This window comes from Pseudomonas sp. USTB-Z (assembly GCF_019691255.1).
In the GTDB taxonomy this organism is placed as follows: domain Bacteria; phylum Pseudomonadota; class Gammaproteobacteria; order Pseudomonadales; family Pseudomonadaceae; genus Aquipseudomonas; species Aquipseudomonas alloputida.
In genome coordinates, this window is the sequence record NZ_JAECZP010000005.1 from 206,737 (window position 1) to 225,115 (window position 18,379).

Sequence of the window (18,379 nt, forward strand, 5' to 3'; positions counted from 1 at the left end):
TGCGTGCTTGGCATGGCATCTTCGACCTCAGCCCTGGCCCTGGACCTGACCGACCACGAACAAGCCGGCAAACGCCTTTACCGCGAGGGCGTTTCCAGTAGCGACGCTCAATTGCAAGCCCGGGTAGGCGCTAGCGGTATCACAGTCCCCGCCAGCGTGCTGCCCTGCGCCAGTTGCCATGGCAACGACGGCCGTGGCCGTGCCGAAGGTGGTGTTCGCCCCCCCAGCCTCGACTGGCAACACCTGGCACTCGGTCAGGGCTCGCGCGAGGCCAACGGCCGCCGCTACCCGGCCTACACCGACAGCAGCCTGGCGCGGGCCATCCAGCAGGGTATCGACCCGGCTGGCAATCGCCTCGACCCGGCCATGCCACGCTTCGAGTTGACCTTGGCCGACCAGCGCAACCTCACCGCCTATCTCAAACGCTTGGCCGAAGAACGTGACCCTGGTGTGGAAGAGGGCGTGCTGCGCCTTGGCACGCTGCTGCCTGCGAGCGGTCCGCTGGCCGACGCCGGGCAGGTGGTGCGTGCCGTGCTGGAAGACGGCGTGGGTCAACTCAATCAGCAAGGCGGCATTCACGGGCGGCGCCTGGAACTGGTGGTGCTTGACCCAGGTTCTGACCCAGTCAGTGCCGAACGCGCCTTGCAACAGTTGCTCGAGCAAAAGCGAGTGTTCGCCCTGATCGCGCCATTGGCGCCCATGCTCGACCAGCGCCTGACGACCTTGCTGGCGCCACAGAACGTGCCGATGATCGGCAGTACCCCGCGCAGCGGCGGCAGTGCACAGATCTTCGACCCGCTGCCCGGCTTGCCCGAGCAATTGCTGAGCCTGGCAGGCCATGCCCGTGTGGCGCTGGGCTTGGCGCCGGATGAGTTACGCGTGGTGTATGCCGGTAACGAACACGCCGCGTTGGCCGAGCAGGTGCGCGAGCGTTTACGACAGCAGGGCTGGGTGCCACCCGCTATCCAGGCGTTCGACGGCCAGGCGGTGGACGGGCAGGGCATCGTCTTCCTTGGCCGCGCCCAGGCCTTTGCCGAGTTGGCGGCGGCGTTGCAGGTGGCGGGCCGCGAGCCCTACCTGTTCGCCGCTTCCAGTCAGGTAGCCGGCGCTGTGGCGCGCTTGCCGGCGCAGTGGTCGCAGCGGCTGTTTCTGGCCTACCCCTACGTGCCAGAGGACTGGACCGAGCAAGGCCAGGCTACGCTCGCCGGGCTGCAGCAGCGCCAGGGCCTGGACCCGCGCCAGGTGTCGTTGCAGGTCAATACGCTGTGCGCGTTGCGCCTGCTGAGCGAAGCGCTGAAGCAGATTGGTCGGGATGCCAGCCGCGAGCAACTGATCGCTGCGCTCGAAGGCCTGCACGATGTGCCCACCGGCCTGACCCCGGCACTGGGCTTTGGCCCAGGTCGCCGCCAGGGCATGGCAGGTGCCCATGTGGTGGCGGTGGCCCTGCCCGGGCCACGCTTTACTGCGGTCACCCCCTACCGGCCAGTGCCGGTCAGCCCTTGAGCGGAGGTTGTCATGCGGATCGTGTGGTTGTGCCTGTTGCTGGTGCTGACCAGCGTGAGCTGGGCCGATGTGCCAGCGGCGCGGGTCAATGGTGTCGAGATCGGGTTGATGCGCCTGGAGCGCTACTTCAGCGAGTACCTGGACGCCCAGGGGCGAGCGGTGACCAGCATCCGCAACCCAGGCCTGTACAAACGCCTGCGTGACCAAGCGCTGGACGAGCTGATCGACAAGGAGTTGTTATGGCAGGAAGCGCAACGCCAAGGCATTGCCGTCAGCGATGAACACGTGTCGGCACAGGTTGGCGAGATAGAAGCGGCGTTTGGCAGCCCGGCGTTATTCGAAAGGCGACTGGCAGAGGCGGGCTTCGACAGGGCGCAGTACACTGAGTACACCCGGCATGAGATGGCGGCCCAGCAAGTGTACGCCCTGCTCAGCGCGGTCGACGCGCCGAGCCAGGGCGAAGTGGAGGCATTTTATGATGCCAACCAGCAGAGACTGCAAGGAGCGCAGAACCAAAGTGATAATCCATCGGTCATACGCGAACACGGTCTGGCCTTGGCCAGGGCAACGCTCATCGGGCAGCGGGAGGCGCAGGCGCGCCAATCCGTGCGCCAACGTTTGCGCGAGTCCGCTAAAGTGGAGATCGCTGACTGAGGCCGTTGATGGCGCTTGCCCCAATGCTGGGGAATTAGGGTTTGGCAATGTGCCATCATTTTCCCCGCTTGTGGGGAACAGGGTGGGTGCGCCTGCTCAGCGTAGGTGGGTTGCTGGCCAGCACCCTAGTAAAATCAGTGGCTTACAGTGGTGCAACATGACTATTCACGCCTGGCACGAAGCCTGCTCAAGTCTCTACAAGGGCGCACTTCGCAGACCGGGGAACCGGGCAGTATTGGGGAGTCGACCTTGGTGAACAGAGTATTGGTAGTCGATGACGAACAGACTCTTGCGCAGAACCTGCAAGCGTATCTGCAGGCGCAAGGCCTGGAAGTTCATGTTGCCCACGACGGTGCCAGTGGTATCGAACAGGCTGATAGCCTGGCACCGCAAGTAGTTGTGCTGGATTACCGCCTGCCCGACATGGAAGGTTTTCAGGTTCTGGAGGCTGTACGCAAGAACAGGCAATGCCACTTCGTGCTGATCACCGCCCACCCCACCGTCGAGGTGCGTGAGCGGGCCGCCGAACTCGGTGTGAGTCACGTCCTGTTCAAGCCGTTCCCACTGATGGAGCTGGCGCGTGCGATCTTCGACCTGCTGGGCATCGAGCGCCGGCGCAGGGCCACGGACAACCCGGCCGAAGGGTTCGTCGAACGACGCCAGAACAGGAACGAATCGTTCCCCCTGCAGTTGTACGATGGAAGCTGGGTGTTGGCCGACCGCCGCCGTAATGGCGCCAAGCCACCAGGGCCCGACGACGATCAACTGCTCACAGGGGAATAGCGGCGCCCGCACCCCTGGCCGAGCCAGCCTGCGACGCGCCCCTGAGCGGAGTCGCAGGCCATGCCAGAAGCATTCGATGCAACCCCGGAATCTGCAAAGCCTGCACCGGCCCTTTCGCGGGTGAACCCGCTCCCACAGGATTGCACTGAACCTGTAGGAGCGGGTTCACCCGCGAAAGGGCCGGCACCGGTAAACCCGTGCCAGACCTACCCCCGCGAACTGCTGGCCCAGGCCCGTCTGCAAGCCACCGACGAGCGCCTGCTCGACTGCCTGGAACGCCTGGCCTGCGACACCCCCGACACCTTCACCCAGCGCCTGGGCCTGACCCTGCATTACCCGGTACTCGACAGCCACAGCCTGCTGGCCAGCACCCCACGCTTCGACAAGCTGGCCTTGGCCCAGTGCCTCAAGCGCGAATGTGTGCTGATCGAGCAAGGCGGCCAACTGCTGGGCGTGTTCGCCGACCCCTTCGACCACGCTCGCCTGGCCTGGATCGACGACGTACTGCAAGGCGCGCCGCTTTACCTGGCCCACGCCGCCGATCTGGCCACCTTCCTGGCCCGTCATGAAGAAAGCTTCCACGCAGTCGATGCCCTTGACCACGACGCCGACGCCAGCAGCGAAAGCGACCCGCTGCAACGCCTGTCGCTGGCCAGTATCAGCGAAGACCAGAGCCGCGTGGTCAAGCTGGTCAACTCCACCCTGTACGACGCCCTCAAGCTGCACGCCAGCGACATCCACCTGGGCATGACCGGCCAGGGCCTGACCATCAAGTACCGCATCGACGGCGTGCTCAACGGTGCCGGCAAGGCCAGTGGCAGCGCCTTCGCCGACCAGGTGATCTCGCGCATCAAGGTCATGGCCGAGCTGGACATCGGCGAAAAACGCGTGCCCCAGGACGGCCGCTTCAAGGTGGCCGTGGGCGACCGGCAAATCGACTTTCGGGTGTCGATCATGCCTAGCATCTTCGGTGAAGATGCCGTGCTGCGGGTGCTCGACAAGCAGGACTTGTCCGACCGGGTCAGCGGCGTGCAACTGCAAGCCTTGGGCTTTGCCGACGAAACCTTGCGCGCCCTGCGCCGGTTGGCGGCAGAACCCTACGGCATGATCCTGGTCACCGGCCCTACAGGCAGCGGCAAGACCACCACCCTGTACGCCATGATCAGCGAGATCAACCATGGCGTGGACAAGATCATCACCATCGAGGACCCGGTCGAGTATCAACTGCCCGGCGTGCTGCAGATCCCGGTCAACGAGAAGAAGGGCCTGACCTTCGCCCGCGGCCTGCGCTCGATCCTGCGTCACGACCCGGACAAGATCCTGGTCGGTGAAATCCGTGACCCCGACACGGCCCAGATTGCCGTGCAATCGGCGCTCACCGGCCATCTGGTGTTCACCACCATCCACGCCAACAACGTGTTCGACGTGATTGGCCGCTTCAGCCAGATGCAGGTCGACCCCTACAGCTTCGTTTCTGCGCTCAACGCGGTGCTGGCCCAGCGCCTGATTCGCCTGGCCTGCCCGCACTGTGCCACGCCCTGCGAACACGATGACGACACCCTGTATGGCTCAGGCCTGACCCGCGAGGGGGTGGCCGGCTGGACATTCGTCCGCGTCAAGGGCTGCGGCCACTGCCGTGGCAGTGGTTACCGCGGCCGCAGTGCCATTGCCGAACTGCTGCACCTGGATGACGACCTGCGGCAAATGATCGTGGAGCGCCGCCCGCTGGCGCAGATCAAGACGCTTGCCTGCCAGCGCGGCCTGCGCCTGCTGCGAGCCTCGGCCCTGGACCTGGTCCGCGATGGCCGTACCACCCTTGAGGAGATCAACCGTGTCACATTCATCTGACCGTTACTGCGCCGTATTGGGCGCCGAGGGTGTCGGCCTGGGTCGCTGGCACAACAATCACCACCAATGGCTGGGCAGCCGCGCGTTCAGCAGCGACGCCACCCAACCGACCTGGGATGCTGCCGTCGACGGGCTGGCCGCACTGCTGGCCGAGCATGCGGTACGTGGCGCCCAGTTGCGGGTGTTGCTGTCGGCCCGCTACAGCCGCTTCTGTCTGGTGCCCTGGAGTGACGCCATCGGCCACCCTCGCGAGCTGGACGCCTATGCCCGCGCTTGCTTCGAAAACCTCTACGGGCAGCCGTTGGACGACTGGCGCATCGTGCTGTCACCGGAGCCTGCCGGTGCCGCCCGCATCGCCACGGCGCTGCCCGAAGCCTTGCTGCAGCGGCTGCAGGCACTGGGCCGGGAAAGCCGCCTGAGCCTGCGCTCGGTGCAGCCATACCTGATGGCTGCCTACAACCGTTGCTGGTCACAGCTGGAGCAGGGTGACTTCCTGTTCGTGCTGGCCGAGCCGCGCCGCAGTGTATTGCTGCTGGCCGCCGGCGGTGCCTGGCAACAAGTGCTGGCGCAAGGCTGCGCTGACAGCGACCAAGCCCTGCAAGCACTGATCGAGCGTACCTGTGAGCTGTACGGCGAGCACCTGCCGCGGGTGTACCTGCATGCCCCGGGCCGCTGCGACGTGCCGCAACTGGCGGCCGTGCAATTGTGCCAGCCGGCCAGCGAAGCCGACCCGCTGTGCGCCATGTGGCGGGCGGTGGCCTGACATGCGCCGCCTCGACCTGGAATTCCAGCCACGGCGCAGCGGACCGCTGGTTTGGTCGCTGCTCATCCTTGCCTGCGCCATGGTCGCCGGCCTGGTGCTGCTGCAGCAACGCTTGCAGACCGAGCACGTGGCGCTGGAAGCCAGCGTCCATAGCCTGGAACTGCAACTGGGCCGGCGCCCGGCCATCGCACAACCCAATAACAGCGCTGCCAGCCGGGAGCAGGCTGAGCGCCTGGCACAAATGCGCAGTGTTTCGCAGCAACTGCAACGTCCTTGGCAGCAACTGTTCGCCATGCTTGAAGCCATGCCGCAGGACGACGTCGCGCTGCTCGGCCTGACGCCGGATGCGCGCAAGGGCCAGGTGCGCATTGCCGCCGAGGCGCGCAACCTCGAAGCGATGCTGCAGTACCACCAGCGGCTGGAAGCCAGCGACGAGCTCAGCGACGTGTCGCTGCTCAACCACGAAGTGCTCGCTGCGCGGCCCGAGCACCCGGTGCGCTTCACCCTCACCGCCACCTGGGAGACCGGCCATGCGCGCCCTTGAATCGTTCAGCAGCCTGATCCTCCAGGAGCGCCTGCGCGTTGTCGGCCCGGTAGGCCTGGCTGCCATAGCCGTGGGCCTGCTCGCCATTGGCGTGGGGTGTGCCGGTGTGCTGCCGCAATGGCAAAGCGTACGCGAACTGCGCGCCAGCGAAGCTCAGGCCAGCGAACAGGTGGGGCGTGTCAAGCGGGGTGAGCTGAAGATTGCGGTCCAGCCCGAGCAGCAGGCCCTCGACAGCCTGCGCCAGCAACTGCCCGGTCAGCCCCAGGCCAGCGAGCTGATCGAGCGTCTGTACCGCCTGGCCAGCGCCGAGCGCATCAGCTTGGCCCGCGGTGAATACGCGCTGGGCATCGACCCCAAGACCCAGCTGGCCCGCTACCAGATCGTGCTGCCAGTGCGCGGCAGCTACCCGCAGATTCGCGGCTTTATCAAGGGCCTGCTCAAGCAACTGCCGACGCTGGTGCTGGAAGACCTTGAGCTGCAACGCAAACGCATCGGCGACAGCGAGCTCAATGCCCGCCTGCGCATGACCCTTTACCTGTCGAGGTCATGATGAACACACAACGTGCAGTCATCTGGGCCGGCTTCCTTGGCGTGAGCGCGGCGCTGGCCTGGGCACCGGACCATTGGTTTGGCCAGGACGATGGCGTCGCGGCCTTCGCGGGTAAACCCGCGCCTGCAACAGAAAGCGCTGCGTCCATGGTCGGCGCGGGCTTACCCGCGAAAGGGCCGGAACAGGCCTCCCGCGACCTGTTCCCAACCCAGCAATGGACCACACCCAAAACCCTGGCCACGGTCACCGAACAACCCGTCATGACGGCACCTGTCGTCGCCGCGGCCCCGACGGCCCCGGAACTGCCTTTCCAGTTCATCGGCCGCATGGGTGACCGCGACGACCTGCAGGTCTTCCTGCAGAGCGGCGAAAAACTCTACGTCGTGCGCCAAGGCGACGTGATCGAAGACACCTATCGCCTCGATCGGGTATCGGCCAGCGAGCTGAACCTGGTCTACCTGCCTTTGCACCAGTCGCAGACCTTGTCTGTCGGGAGCGCACCATGAAGTCGTCAAAGCTGTGCAAGCCTGCTCCGTTTCTGCTCGTGGCGCTGTGCGTGGCCATTGCCGGTTGCGGCTCCAGTGCGGTTCGCCAGGACAGCGACCAGTTGATGAAAGAGGGCCAGTACGAGGCCGGCATCGCCCGCCTGGAAGAGGCCCTGCGCGACGACCCGCGTGACACAGAGCTGAATATCGCCCTGGCCCACAGCCGCCAGGCGGCAGTCGAGGCCCTGATTAGCCAGGCCGACAGCGACCGCGTCCGCCACGACTTCGCCAATGCCCGCATGGGCTATGGCCGGGTGCTCACCCTGGAGCCGAACAACCGCCGCGCCCAGGATGGCATTCGCCAGCTGGAGCTGATCCGCACCCTGGACGATCGCGTAGCGCTTGGCCAGGCGGCGCTGCGCCAGGGCGACCTGTTCGGTGCCGAACGTTACATGCGCGAAGTCTTGCGTCTGGACCCGCAGAACCAGAAGGGCATAACCCTGCGCAGCGACATCGAAAACGTGCAGGCACGCACCGCGCAGCCGTACCCGCAATTGCGCAGCAAGCTCGAGCGGCCGGTCACCCTGGAGTTTCGCGATGCCAACCTGAAGACCATCTTCGAAGTGCTGTCGCAGGTGGCCGGCATCAACTTCATCTTCGACAAGGACCTGCGCCCGGACATGAAAGCCACCATCTTCGTGCGCGAGGTGCGCATCGAGGACGCGATAGCGCTGCTGCTGGAACAAAACCAGCTGCGCCAGAAGATCGTCAACGACAACACCGTCATGGTCTACCCCGATTCGCCGCAGAAGACCAAGGACTACCAGGAACTGGTCATGCGTACGTTCTACCTGACCAGCATCGACGCCAATACCGCGTTGAACATGGTCAAGACCATGCTCAAGACCCGCGACGTGTTCGTTGACGAGCGCCTCAACACCCTGACCATGCGCGACACGTCGGACGCGGTGCGCATGGCCGAGAAGCTGCTGCAGTCGCAGGACCAGTCCAACCCCGAGGTGGTGCTGGAAGTGGAGGTGATGGAGGTGGCCACCTCGCGCATCCTCGACCTTGGCCTGCAATGGCCGAACACCTTCGGCGTGCTGAGCGACGATGGCAACCCGGTCAGCGTGCTCGACCAGCTCAAGGGCATCAGTTCCAGCCGCATCAGCATTGCGCCGGCGCCGCAGGCCAAGATCAACGCCCAGGACAAAGACATCAACACCCTGGCCAGCCCGGTGATCCGCGTCAGCAACCGCGAGCAAGCGCGCATCCACATCGGCCAGCGGGTACCGATCATCAGCGCCACCTCGGTGCCGTCGACCCAAGGGCCGGTTATTACCGAGAGCGTCACCTACCTGGACGTCGGCCTGAAGCTTGAAGTGCAGCCCACCGTGCACCTGAACAACGAAGTGGCGATCAAGGTGGCGCTCGAGGTCAGCAACGCCACCCCGCTGGAGGCCACCCGCCAGGGCACCATCCCGGTCCAGGTCGACACCCGCAACGCGCAGACCAGCCTGCGCCTGCATGACGGCGAAACCCAGGTGCTGGCAGGCCTGGTGCGCAACGACCACAACGCCAGTGGCAACAAGATTCCCGGCCTTGGCGATATCCCGGGCCTGGGCCGGCTGTTCGGCAGCAACAAGGACGACATGAGCAAGAGTGAGCTGGTGCTGGCGATCACCCCGCGCATCGTGCGTAACCTGCCGTACCAGAGCCCGTCGGACATGGAGTTTTCCACGGGCACCGAGTCGGCCATGCAGGTGCGCCAGATGGCGCCACTGCCGCCGATGGACGTACCCGGTAATGCGCCGACCACCGATGAACCGGTCGTGGACAGCCAGATGGCGGTCGCCCCGGTCAACGGGAGCCCACGGCCATGAACGCGCGGCGTCGCATGCACGGCTTCAGCCTGATCGAGGTGGTGCTGACCCTGGCACTGCTCGGGTTGCTCGCCAGCATGGCCGCGCCGCTGACCGAAACGGTGGTACGCCGCGGCAAGGAGCAGCAACTGCGCGAGGCGCTGTACCAGATTCGCGACGCCATCGATGCCTACAAGCGGGCCTTCGACGCCGGCTACATCGAGAAGCGCGTGGACAGCAGTGGCTACCCGCCGAACCTGCAGGTGCTGGTAGAGGGCGTGCGCGATGTGCGCAGTGCCAAGGGCGCCAAGTTCTACTTCCTGCGGCGCATCCCGCACGACCCGCTGGTGGCGGCAAAGGATGAAGACGAAGGCGGCTGGGGCCTGCGTGCCTACGACAGCAGCCCCGACAACCCGCGCGACGGCGAAGACGTGTTCGACGTGTATTCCAGGGCCCGCGGCAAAGGCCTGAACAATATCCCTTACGGACAATGGTGACAGCCATGAAACGCAGCAAAGGCTTCACCCTGATCGAACTGCTGGTGGTGATGGCGATCATCGCCACGCTGATGACCATCGCCATGCCGCGCTACTTCAACAGCCTGGAAAGCTCGCGCGAGGCCACCCTGCGTCAGAGCCTGGCAGTGCTGCGCGAGGCGCTGGACCACTACTACGGTGATACCGGCCACTACCCCGATTCGCTGGAACAACTGGTGGAACAACGTTACCTGCGCAATACACCGGTCGACCCGATCACCGAGCGCAGCGATGCCTGGCAGCTGGTGCCGCCGCCCGAGGGTGTGGCGGGCGGCGTGGCCGACATCAAGAGCGGTGCCACAGGGAGGGCGCGTGATGGCAGCCTCTTCGCTGAATGGTAAGGCCAACGGCGGCTTCACCTACCTGGGTGTGCTGCTGCTGATTGCGGTCAGCAGCGTGGCCCTGGCGGCCATCGGCACGATCTGGGCGAGCGCCGCCCAACGCGACCGCGAACGCCAGTTGCTCTGGGTCGGCAGCCAGTATGCCCAGGCGTTGCGCAGCTACTACCGCGCCTCGCCAGGGCTGGCCCAGTACCCCCAGGACCTGGCCGACCTGCTGCAGGACAACCGTTTCCCGCAGGCCAAACGGCACATCCGCAGGCTTTACCCTGACCCGATCAGCAACAGCGACGAATGGGGCCTGCTGCGCTCGATCGACGGCCGTATCACTGGCGTCTACAGCCGTTCGGACGCCACCCCTTTCAAGCGCAGTGGCTTCAGCGCCGAATGGAGCGGGTTCGAGGGGATGGAGCACTACAGCGACTGGCAGTTCGTCGCCGAGCAGGCCTTTACCGAAAGTGCACGCGGTGTGCAGACGAATGTAGGCCCGGGAGACACGCCATGAAGCGCCTGACTGCGCTGTGCCTGAGCCTGCTGCTGATGGCTGGGGTGACCACCTGCGCCAAGGCGGGTGCTGAAGACGAGATGCAGGGTTTTATCGTCGACAACACCATCTCGCACATTGGCCACGACTTTTACTACTACTTCGCCGACCGCCTGCGTGCCACCAGCCGTCTGGACTTCAACCTGGTGGTACGCGAACGCCCGGATGCCCGCTGGGGCAGCCTGGTGACGGTGGAGTTCGAGCGTGAAGTGGTGTACCGCCGCTTCCTGCCACCCAATACCACCGAGCTCAAAGACGAGGCCGTCGCCGCTGCCGACCTGGTCAAGCAGCAGATCATTCAACGCAAGCTGCAACGTCTGCTACAGGACACCACCGACTTGGAGAGGGACGAGCTATGAACCACCGCATACCCCGTTGCATTGCCGCCTGCCTGCTGGCCAGCGCCTGTGCTGCCCAGGCCACCGAGCTGGTGTACACCCCGGTCAACCCGGCCTTTGGCGGCAACCCGTTGAACGGCACCTGGCTGTTGAACAACGCCCAGGCGCAGAACGACTACGACGACCCGGACCTCAAGGACCGCGCCTCGGCCTTTACCGGCACCACGGCCCTTGAGCGCTTCAGCAACCAGCTGGAGTCGCGGATGTTGTCGCAGTTGCTGGACAACATCAGCAACGGCAACACCGGCAGCATGGCGACCGATGCGTTTCTCATCGACGTCATCGACGATTCCGGGGCCTTGAGCATCAAGGTCACCGATCGTGCCACAGGAGAAATTTCGATCATTGAGGTCAGCGGCCTGAACCCCTGAGAGGGAAGGGCTTTTATGTTGGGGAGAGAACACCATGAAACGTCTGCTGAGCGCGCTGCTGATCCTCACCGCCCTGGGCCTGCAAAGTGGTTGCAGCCTGCGCGAACCCATGTCGGCCGAACAGGACTCGGAAACCCCGACCCTGACCCCTCGGGCCTCGACCTACTACGACCTGATCAACATGCCACGGCCCAAAGGCCGGCTGATGGCCGTGGTGTACGGCTTCCGCGACCAGACCGGGCAGTACAAGCCGACCCCGGCCAGCTCGTTTTCCACCAGCGTCACCCAAGGCGCGGCCAGCATGTTGATGGACGCCTTGAGTGCCAGCGGCTGGTTCGTGGTGCTGGAGCGTGAAGGGCTGCAGAACCTGCTGACCGAGCGCAAGATCATCCGCGCGTCGCAGAAAAAGCCGGATGTCGCGGAAAACATCATGGGCGAACTGCCCCCGCTGCAGGCCGCCAACCTGATGCTGGAGGGCGGCATCATTGCCTACGACACCAACGTGCGCAGCGGCGGCGAAGGCGCCCGCTACCTAGGCATCGACATCTCCCGCGAGTACCGGGTGGACCAGGTCACCGTCAACCTGCGCGCTGTGGACGTGCGCACCGGGCAGGTGCTGGCCAACGTGATGACCAGCAAGACCATCTACTCGGTAGGGCGCAGTGCCGGCGTGTTCAAGTTCATCGAGTTCAAGAAGCTGCTGGAAGCCGAGGTGGGGTATACCACCAATGAACCGGCGCAGTTGTGCGTGCTGTCGGCGATTGAATCGGCGGTGGGGCACTTGCTGGCGCAGGGGATCGAGCGGCGGTTGTGGCAGGTGGCGGGGGATCCAGCTGATGGCAAGGCCACGGTGGACAAGTTCTTGAGCCAGAATCAGCAGCCTTGAAGCAGATTCAACGGCACCTGCGCGGTCGATGTGTGGGCCTTTTGTCGCGATAATGCAGCCATCCACCGTTGTTCGCCGTTCGTTCGGGCGTGGATTACGAAGATGCGCTGGTGCGCCTGTCCACGCTGCTGAAAGGGGCGTTTGCGACCAACCTCAAGGCGCTGGAACTGGCCAAGGGCACCTGCCGTGATCTGTTGTTGAGCAATGACCATGGGTTGGATTCGGCCAAGGCGGTGGTGGAGGCGTTGCTGGATGGGGTTGAGAGGCAGCAGCTGGCTGGGCGGAAGGCGGCGTCGAGTGCCTGACGGGGCTTGGGTATTGGTGATAGCGATCGATATCCCTGATTGACCTCGAGGGCCTCTTCGCGGGCTCGCCCGCACACACAGGTATGCGCAGTCCTCAGGCTTGGTGCCACCCTGTGGGAGCGGGCAAGCCCGCGAAGCAGGCGACGCGGTGTATCGCACCGGCAACGCCGGTGATCGCCGGCAAGCCAGCGCCCACAGCAATTGCGCCCGCTTACAGTAACCTGGCCAGCTACACCCCAATCCATCCACTACCAGATGACGGCCAGCCATTTCTCCCGCACACTGCGGAAAATTCCCAAGCCCGTACCCTGCCAACGTTGCAGGGCACAGCCGGAGTAGAAAATGGCGCGACAACTTATAACAAACGCCCACGACCCGCTGCACGAATCCCGCGAGGCCCGCCTGAAGCTGGTCAGCGAAGGCGAACTACCGCTGGGCATGCTGCGTGATGAGATCGACGCTTCCTGGCGCCGCAGCCTGGGCCACGGCCTGGATTGCCTGCAGGGCGAACAGGTCGGCTTGGGCTTGGAACAGGGCCATGACCTGCGCCTGCTGCTGGCGCGCAACCGCCTGTTGATCGATGCCGTTACCCCCGAACTCGACTACCTGGTCGCGCGCCAGGGCAAGGCTGGCATCGTCATCCTCGGCGATGCCCAGGCCAACGTGCTGGCCATCGAAGGCCAGAAGCACGTGCTGCAACGCGAAGGCCTGCGCGATCTGCACCCGGGCAGTTGCTGGAGCGAATCGCTGCGCGGCACCAATGCCATCGGCACGGCCGTGGTCGAAGGCCGGCCGACGCTGATCAACTGCGGCGAACATTACCTTGACCGCCTGAGCCCGTTCTCCTGTACTTCCGTGCCACTGCGCGACCCGCGGGGCGAGGTGATCGGCGTGCTCGACATCACCCGCGAAGGGGTGATGGCGCAACCGCAGGACAGCCTGTCGACCCTGATGCTGGCGGCCGGCAACATTGAAAGCCGCCTGTTTGGCCTGTGCCACCCGGACCAGTTGGTGCTGGCCTTCCACAGCCGCCCGCAGTACCTCAACAGTGCCTGGCACGGCCTGTTGGCCCTGAGCCTGGACGGCGAAGTGCTGGCTGCCAACGACAGTGCCTGCCAGCTGTTGCAGGTGCCGCGTCACGAACTGATTGGTCGGCGCAGCACCGACCTGCTGGGCGAACGTTCCCCGGCCTTTATCGCTCGCCTGTGGCAGGGTGGGGTCAGCAGCGTGCAGACCGCCAAGGGCGAGTTCTATTTCCGTGCCCTACAGCTGCCGCGCCATGGCCGGGTAACCCCCAGCACACCATCCAGCAAGCCGGCCTTGAGCAAACAGTCACCTGCACTCGATGCTCTGGCCGGTGGTGATCAACGCCTGGCGCGCAACCTGCGCATGGCTCGCCAGGGGCTGGGCAATGGTTTGCCAGTGCTGCTGCTGGGCGAAACCGGTACCGGCAAGGAAGTGGTCGCTCGCGCCTTGCACCAGGCCAGCCCGCGTGCCGACAAACCGTTTGTGGCAGTCAACTGCGCGGCCATTCCCGAAGGGCTCATCGAGTCCGAGCTGTTCGGCTATCGCGAGGGCGCCTTCACCGGTTCGCGCCGGGGTGGCATGGTCGGGCGGCTGATGCAGGCCCATGGTGGCACGCTGTTCCTCGACGAAATCGGCGACATGCCGCTGGCCCTGCAAGCACGCCTGCTGCGGGTGCTGCAGGAGCGCCGCGTAGCACCCTTGGGGGCGGGCGACGAGCAGGACATCGACGTGGCGCTGATCTGCGCCACCCACCGCGACCTCAAGCGCCTGGTGCAGGAGCAGCACTTCCGTGAAGACCTGTTCTACCGGGTCAACGGCGTGTCGCTGCGCCTGCCGGCCCTGCGCGAACGCGACGACCTGGCGGCGATCATCCAAGGCCTGCTGGACAAGGCCGATGCGCGTGGCGTAACCCTCGACCCGGCGTTGACCGCGTTGCTCGAAGGCTTCGACTGGCCAGGCAACATCCGCCAGCTGGAAATGGTGGTGCGCACCGCCCTCGCCATGCGCGAGGATGGCGAGCAGGTGCTGACACTCGATCACCTTACCGACTGCCTGCTGGACGAACTCGCCAGCAGCGCAGCGCCCTCCGGCAGCCTCAAGGACAGTGAACTGGAACAGATTCGCGGTGCTCTGGCGCGCCACCAGGGCAACGTCTCGGCCGCCGCCGCGGCACTGGGTATCAGCCGGGCGACGCTGTACCGCAAGCTCAAGCAGTTGCGCGGCTGACGTGGGCGGCCTGTTCGCAAGGCTGGTGGATTCCAGCGACCCTGTACTCATGCGCCAGGCGTTGGCCTGGCTGTATGGTTTCGTGCGCCCACACCGACGTGCCATCGGCCTGTTGCTCGGCTTATCGCTGGGTGCATCGCTGCTGGCGCTGGCGCAACCCTGGCTGGTCAAGACCCTGATCGACGAAGGGCTGTTGGCCAAGGACTACCAGACCCTCTGGCACATGGCGGCAATCATGATCGGCGCGGGCCTGCTGGGCACTGTGCTGGCCGGCGTCAACCGCTACCTGCATACGCGCCTGTCGGGGCGCATCCTGTTCGCCTTGCGCGATGACCTTTACCGCCATCTGCAGCAATTGTCACCGACCTTCTACGGGCGGCGGCGTATCGGCGACATCCTTTCGCGGCTGGATGGCGATGTGGCAGAGATCCAGCGCTTTGCCGTGGACTCGCTGTTCTCGGCGGTGTCGGCGGTGATCGGCCTGGTGGGTGCGGTGACGTTGATGCTGATGCTGTCGTGGCAGTTGTCCCTGTTGCTGGCGGTGCTGGTGCCGATCGAGGTGCTGTGGCTGCGCTGGATGCGGCGCAAGGTGGAACGCGAAGTGCGCAACCTGCGTGAGCGCTCGGCGGATGTGTCGTCTTTTCTGGTCGAGACCCTGCCGGCGATGAAGTTCATTCAGGCGGCCGGCCAGCAAGGCCGGGAAGCAGGGCGCCTGGACCAGCTTGGGCAAGGTTACATGCGCCAGCTGCTGAAGGTGCAGGTGACCGAATTCTTCACCCAGGCTATCCCCGGCACGCTCACCTCGTGGTGCCGCGCCTGTGCGTTCCTGATCGGTGGCTGGTGGGTGATCCAGGGTACCTGGCAGTTGGGCGCGTTGATCGCCTTTTCTACCTACATGGGCATGGCCGTGGGGCCGGTGCAGAGCCTGCTGGGCCTGTATGTGGCGGTGCAGCGCATGGCCGTGAGCCTGGGGCGGGTCATGGAGCTCAAGCGCGAAGCGGTGACCGTGCATCAGGCAGTCAATCCGCAGCCCATGCCTGACGGCCCAGGCGAGTTACGCCTGGAGGCGCTGAGCTTTGCCCATGAGGGGCGCCAGGGTGCGGTACTGAACAACGTGCAGGTGAGTATCCCGGGTGGCCTGAAAGTCGCCATCAGCGGTGCCTCCGGCGTGGGCAAGTCAACCCTGATCGACCTGCTGCAGCGCTTCTACGACCCGGACGCCGGGCGCATCCTGCTGGACGGCGTCGACCTGCGCGACCTTGACGTGGCTGCGCTGCGCAGGCGAATCGCCGTGGTCAGCCAGGACATCGTGCTGTTCCGTGGCACCCTGGCGCAGAACCTGGCTTATGGCGTGCCCGAGGCCAGCCGTGATGAACTGGAACGGGTGGTGCGCCTGGCGCGGCTGGACAGCCTGGTCGACAGCCTGCCGCTGGGCCTGGATGGCTTGCTGGGCGAGCGCGGCCAGCAGTTGTCCGGGGGGCAGAAACAACGCATCGCCATTGCTCGTGCAGTGTTGCAGGCCCCGGCGATTCTGGTGCTGGACGAGGCCACTTCGGCGGTGGACGAAGCCACCGAACGTGAAGTGATCGCGGCCATCGACCAGCTGTTCGCCGGCCGCACGCGCATCCTGATCAGCCACCGGGCTTCGACCCTGGCCGATGCCGACCTGCATCTGCAACTGCATGACGGTCAGTTGCAGGTACTGGCGCAGGAGGTGATCAAGCATGGGCACTGACGTGCGCGTTGGCATCATCGACAGCGGCTGCTCGCCGGAGCAGGCCAACGGCTTGCGGGACGCCCGCCGTTTCTGGCTGGAAGACGGCCAGTTGCGCGAAGGTGAAATGCTCCCAGACCAACTTGGGCACGGCAGTGCGGTGCTCGCCAGCTTGCAACACGAGGCCGGTCCGGTGTCGGTGCTGGTGGCCCAGGTGTTCAGTGCTCAGGCCAGCACCAGTGCGTTGCAGGTGGCTGCCGCATTGCTGTGGCTGGTGGAGTCGGGGGCGACGCTGATCAACCTCAGCCTGGGCTTGCAGCAGGACCGGCCCGTGCTGCACCAGGCCTGTGCCGAGGCTTTGGCCGCGGGTGTGCTGTTGTGTGCATCCAGCCCGGCGCAGGGTGGGCCGGTGTTCCCGGCCAGCTACCCGGGTGTCATTCGGGTCACTGGCGATGCCCGCTGTGCACCGGGCCAGTGGTCGTGGCTGGGTACTCGACAGGCGGATTTTGGCGCTTACGTGGGGGCGGGTGAGCGGGCGGGTGCGAGCCTGGGTTGTGCGGCGTTGAGCGGGAAGATTGCCGCCTTGCTGCGTGATGCCCAGGGAATGGACCGCCAGCAAGTGCATGACTGGTTGCGTGAACATGCGGCCTTCAAAGGGCCCGAGCGGCGAGGTGGCCGCCATGGCTGAGCTGCGCATCGTGGTGCTGGGCGCCGGCCCTGCGGGGGCCGCCACGGCCATTGGCTTGCGGCGGCTGGGTTACACCGTGACGGTGGTGTCGGAGTGGCGCCGTTTCGCGGCAGTTGAAGGTGTTTCGCAGCGGGTGCTGGAGGGCTTGCGTCATGCAGGCCTGGGTGGGGCCTTGAGCCAGGCGGCCATGCCGGCCACCCGCCAGGTACGCTGGAACGGCCAGCACCTGCACATGAACCAGGAGTTTTTGCTCGACCGGCAACGTTTTGACCAGGCGCTGCGCGAAGACCTTCAGCGCGCAGGCGTGAGTGTGGTCGAGGCGCGGGTGCGTGAGGTCGTGCCGGGGGGCGGTCATCATGTGCGCCTGGACGATGGGCAGGTGCTGACTGCTGATTTCCTGGTCGAGGCTCGAGGCCGTCAGGCGCCCCTGGCCACAGACCGCCTGCGTGGGCCGGAAACGGTCAGCCTGCTCAATGTCTGGCAGGGTAGCCCGGGTGCGCCTGCGTCGGCGGTGGAGAGCCTGGAGGATGGCTGGGCGTGGATGGCACGGCTGGAAGATGGCCGCTGTTACTGGCAAGTCACCCAGGACGCTGCCGGGCTGCCGGCAAAGGCTGGGCTGGCAGCGTACTGCGTGGCGTTGCGGGGCCGCAGCGCGTTGGTCGCTGAACTGTTCGACGATCAGGCATTGATACCGGCACAGGTGCATGCACGCAGCAGTACCGCCATTCTGGCGGGTGAATGTGTCGGGCAGGACTGGATCCGGGTGGGGGATGCCGCCATGGCCGTTGACCCGCTGTCGGGCAACGGGATTTTTCAGTCGCTCTCTTCGGCATTGCAGGCGCCGGTGGTGATCAATACGTTGCTGCGCAGGCCTGAACGGGCCGAGCTGGCGCGGCAGTTTCACCAGCAGCGGGTCGAGCAGCTGTTCTTGCGTTTTGCCCGCATTGGCCGGGATTTTTATGCCCAGGAACAAAGCCGGGTGGGGCAACCGTTCTGGGCCCGGCGCCAGGGTTGGCCGGATGCGGAACCCCTGCATCAGGCGGCTGATTGGCAAGCGGTGCGGGTTGAGCGGCGGCCGGTGCTGCGTGACGGGCTGGTGGATGAAGCCGAGGTCGTGGTGACAGCGGATCAGCCGTTGGGGGTGTGGCATTTGCAGGGGGTGGAACTGGCGCCGGTGGTGCGACAAATGCGCAGTGGGCGGCCTGTTGAGGCGGTATTGTCGGGGCTTGCGGGTGAACAGCAGAGGAGCGTGCGGCGGTGGCTAAGGGAGCAGGGGTTGGCTTGGTTTGAGACCAGGAGGCGGTAAATCAGCCCTACTGGACACCGCACTTGAGGTTTGGGTCATGGGGGGGCA

20 protein-coding genes are annotated in these 18,379 nt (G+C 65.4%); all 20 read left to right on the plus strand.

The genetic code is table 11. From position 1 onward, the window contains the following. Positions 1–12 precede the first annotated feature (12 nt). The 20 genes from I8746_RS08370 to I8746_RS08465 all read left to right on the plus strand — a co-directional run bounded on the left by I8746_RS08370 (position 13) and on the right by I8746_RS08465 (position 18,331). Entirely contained in the window at positions 13–1,503 is a 1,491-nt protein-coding gene (locus I8746_RS08370) for an ABC transporter substrate-binding protein (protein ID WP_259674097.1), read from the plus strand. Positions 1,504–1,515: 12 nt separating this feature from the next. Beyond that, positions 1,516–2,157, plus strand: a complete 642-nt coding sequence (locus I8746_RS08375) for a SurA N-terminal domain-containing protein (protein WP_004577516.1) — start codon at positions 1,516–1,518, stop codon at positions 2,155–2,157. A gap of 249 nt (positions 2,158–2,406) precedes the next feature. Next, a complete protein-coding gene (locus I8746_RS08380) occupies positions 2,407–2,940 on the plus strand; it encodes a response regulator (RefSeq protein ID WP_017148304.1) in 534 nt (177 codons plus the stop codon). 60 nt (positions 2,941–3,000) lie between these two features. Further along, on the plus strand, positions 3,001–4,788 hold the full coding sequence (locus tag I8746_RS08385; RefSeq protein ID WP_227743092.1) for a GspE/PulE family protein: 1,788 nt from the start codon (positions 3,001–3,003) through the stop codon (positions 4,786–4,788). Continuing rightward, the gene (locus I8746_RS08390; protein WP_004577514.1) at positions 4,772–5,551 is read left to right on the plus strand and encodes a hypothetical protein; all 780 of its coding nucleotides are present in this window, start codon (positions 4,772–4,774) and stop codon (positions 5,549–5,551) included. The genes I8746_RS08385 and I8746_RS08390 overlap by 17 nt, the downstream gene beginning before the upstream one ends. A gap of 1 nt (position 5,552) precedes the next feature. Beyond that, positions 5,553–6,095, plus strand: coding sequence for a pilus protein (locus I8746_RS08395; RefSeq protein WP_012052149.1), 543 nt, complete (start codon positions 5,553–5,555; stop codon positions 6,093–6,095). After that, on the plus strand, positions 6,082–6,645 hold the full coding sequence (gene pilO, locus I8746_RS08400; protein ID WP_014756951.1) for a type 4a pilus biogenesis protein PilO: 564 nt from the start codon (positions 6,082–6,084) through the stop codon (positions 6,643–6,645). The genes I8746_RS08395 and pilO overlap by 14 nt, the downstream gene beginning before the upstream one ends. Further along, on the plus strand, positions 6,645–7,151 hold the full coding sequence (locus I8746_RS08405; protein WP_017148307.1) for a hypothetical protein: 507 nt from the start codon (positions 6,645–6,647) through the stop codon (positions 7,149–7,151). The genes pilO and I8746_RS08405 overlap by 1 nt, the downstream gene beginning before the upstream one ends. Beyond that, positions 7,148–9,013, plus strand: a complete 1,866-nt coding sequence (locus tag I8746_RS08410; protein ID WP_012052152.1) for a secretin N-terminal domain-containing protein — start codon at positions 7,148–7,150, stop codon at positions 9,011–9,013. The genes I8746_RS08405 and I8746_RS08410 overlap by 4 nt, the downstream gene beginning before the upstream one ends. Continuing rightward, positions 9,010–9,489, plus strand: a complete 480-nt coding sequence (locus I8746_RS08415; protein WP_003247963.1) for a type II secretion system protein — start codon at positions 9,010–9,012, stop codon at positions 9,487–9,489. The genes I8746_RS08410 and I8746_RS08415 overlap by 4 nt, the downstream gene beginning before the upstream one ends. Positions 9,490–9,494: 5 nt before the next feature. Beyond that, positions 9,495–9,869 carry a type II secretion system protein gene (locus tag I8746_RS08420; protein ID WP_003247965.1) on the plus strand — a complete coding sequence of 125 codons (375 nt, stop codon included), beginning with the start codon at positions 9,495–9,497 and terminating at the stop codon, positions 9,867–9,869. Next, positions 9,844–10,371: a type II secretion system GspH family protein gene (locus tag I8746_RS08425; RefSeq protein ID WP_221100450.1), complete on the plus strand. Its 528-nt coding sequence runs from the start codon at positions 9,844–9,846 to the stop codon at positions 10,369–10,371. Before I8746_RS08420 ends, I8746_RS08425 begins: the two co-directional genes overlap by 26 nt. Then, positions 10,368–10,769, plus strand: a complete 402-nt coding sequence (gene csgE / locus I8746_RS08430) for a curli production assembly/transport protein CsgE (RefSeq protein ID WP_003247969.1) — start codon at positions 10,368–10,370, stop codon at positions 10,767–10,769. The genes I8746_RS08425 and csgE overlap by 4 nt, the downstream gene beginning before the upstream one ends. Further along, positions 10,766–11,179, plus strand: coding sequence for a curli assembly protein CsgF (locus I8746_RS08435; RefSeq protein ID WP_003247970.1), 414 nt, complete (start codon positions 10,766–10,768; stop codon positions 11,177–11,179). Before csgE ends, I8746_RS08435 begins: the two co-directional genes overlap by 4 nt. Positions 11,180–11,213: 34 nt before the next feature. Then, positions 11,214–12,065, plus strand: a complete 852-nt coding sequence (locus tag I8746_RS08440) for a CsgG/HfaB family protein (RefSeq protein WP_012052154.1) — start codon at positions 11,214–11,216, stop codon at positions 12,063–12,065. 68 nt (positions 12,066–12,133) lie between these two features. Further along, positions 12,134–12,370 (plus strand): hypothetical protein, encoded by a 237-nt coding sequence (locus I8746_RS08445; protein WP_012052155.1) that lies wholly within the window; start codon positions 12,134–12,136, stop codon positions 12,368–12,370. A 342-nt stretch (positions 12,371–12,712) separates the two neighbouring features. Next, the gene (locus I8746_RS08450) at positions 12,713–14,623 is read left to right on the plus strand and encodes a sigma-54-dependent Fis family transcriptional regulator (protein WP_012052156.1); all 1,911 of its coding nucleotides are present in this window, start codon (positions 12,713–12,715) and stop codon (positions 14,621–14,623) included. A 1-nt stretch (position 14,624) separates the two neighbouring features. Next, positions 14,625–16,358 (plus strand): ABC transporter ATP-binding protein, encoded by a 1,734-nt coding sequence (locus I8746_RS08455; RefSeq protein WP_014756945.1) that lies wholly within the window; start codon positions 14,625–14,627, stop codon positions 16,356–16,358. Beyond that, the gene (locus I8746_RS08460; protein WP_014756944.1) at positions 16,348–17,025 is read left to right on the plus strand and encodes a S8 family serine peptidase; all 678 of its coding nucleotides are present in this window, start codon (positions 16,348–16,350) and stop codon (positions 17,023–17,025) included. Before I8746_RS08455 ends, I8746_RS08460 begins: the two co-directional genes overlap by 11 nt. Then, positions 17,018–18,331, plus strand: a complete 1,314-nt coding sequence (locus I8746_RS08465; protein ID WP_088512692.1) for an NAD(P)/FAD-dependent oxidoreductase — start codon at positions 17,018–17,020, stop codon at positions 18,329–18,331. The genes I8746_RS08460 and I8746_RS08465 overlap by 8 nt, the downstream gene beginning before the upstream one ends. The last annotated feature ends 48 nt before the right edge of the window (positions 18,332–18,379 follow it).

Coding starts and splice junctions, on each gene's coding strand:
- I8746_RS08370 (WP_259674097.1), top strand. CDS start 13: ATGGCATCTTCGACCTCAGCCCTGGCCCTGGACCTGACCGACCACGAA.
- I8746_RS08375 (WP_004577516.1), top strand. CDS start 1,516: ATGCGGATCGTGTGGTTGTGCCTGTTGCTGGTGCTGACCAGCGTGAGC.
- I8746_RS08385 (WP_227743092.1), top strand. CDS start 3,001: ATGCCAGAAGCATTCGATGCAACCCCGGAATCTGCAAAGCCTGCACCG.
- I8746_RS08395 (WP_012052149.1), top strand. CDS start 5,553: ATGCGCCGCCTCGACCTGGAATTCCAGCCACGGCGCAGCGGACCGCTG.
- pilO (WP_014756951.1), top strand. CDS start 6,082: ATGCGCGCCCTTGAATCGTTCAGCAGCCTGATCCTCCAGGAGCGCCTG.
- I8746_RS08405 (WP_017148307.1), top strand. CDS start 6,645: ATGAACACACAACGTGCAGTCATCTGGGCCGGCTTCCTTGGCGTGAGC.
- I8746_RS08410 (WP_012052152.1), top strand. CDS start 7,148: ATGAAGTCGTCAAAGCTGTGCAAGCCTGCTCCGTTTCTGCTCGTGGCG.
- I8746_RS08415 (WP_003247963.1), top strand. CDS start 9,010: ATGAACGCGCGGCGTCGCATGCACGGCTTCAGCCTGATCGAGGTGGTG.
- I8746_RS08420 (WP_003247965.1), top strand. CDS start 9,495: ATGAAACGCAGCAAAGGCTTCACCCTGATCGAACTGCTGGTGGTGATG.
- I8746_RS08425 (WP_221100450.1), top strand. CDS start 9,844: ATGGCAGCCTCTTCGCTGAATGGTAAGGCCAACGGCGGCTTCACCTAC.
- csgE (WP_003247969.1), top strand. CDS start 10,368: ATGAAGCGCCTGACTGCGCTGTGCCTGAGCCTGCTGCTGATGGCTGGG.
- I8746_RS08435 (WP_003247970.1), top strand. CDS start 10,766: ATGAACCACCGCATACCCCGTTGCATTGCCGCCTGCCTGCTGGCCAGC.
- I8746_RS08440 (WP_012052154.1), top strand. CDS start 11,214: ATGAAACGTCTGCTGAGCGCGCTGCTGATCCTCACCGCCCTGGGCCTG.
- I8746_RS08450 (WP_012052156.1), top strand. CDS start 12,713: ATGGCGCGACAACTTATAACAAACGCCCACGACCCGCTGCACGAATCC.
- I8746_RS08460 (WP_014756944.1), top strand. CDS start 16,348: ATGGGCACTGACGTGCGCGTTGGCATCATCGACAGCGGCTGCTCGCCG.
- I8746_RS08465 (WP_088512692.1), top strand. CDS start 17,018: ATGGCTGAGCTGCGCATCGTGGTGCTGGGCGCCGGCCCTGCGGGGGCC.